The organism is Bacillus paramycoides, from assembly GCF_001884235.1.
GTDB lineage: Bacteria > Bacillota > Bacilli > Bacillales > Bacillaceae_G > Bacillus_A > Bacillus_A paramycoides.
In genome coordinates, this window is sequence record NZ_MAOI01000014.1 from 1 (window position 1) to 207 (window position 207).

The 207-nt window shown below is 29.5% G+C and carries 1 protein-coding gene; it reads left to right on the top strand.

The genetic code is table 11. The annotated features are described in order from the left end of the window. On the top strand, positions 1–207 hold a 207-nt coding region (locus tag BAU28_RS30660; RefSeq protein WP_244158053.1), incomplete at both ends, for a DUF6157 family protein.

Genomic DNA, 207 nt, shown 5'->3' on the forward strand with positions numbered 1-207 from the left:
TGCCATAGTACCTGTCACCAGAAACGGAAAACCTACTATTGCTTCTATTGAATATGATTTAATTAAGAATAATCCTTATAAATTTACACAAGAAGACGTGCAATTTAAAACTTATTTAATCAAAAATCAAATAGAAGAAGAAAATACAGATGAACTGCGAAAACAATTTTTTTCAAAATCTATGGCTTGCTTCAGAGCTTCTCCTTT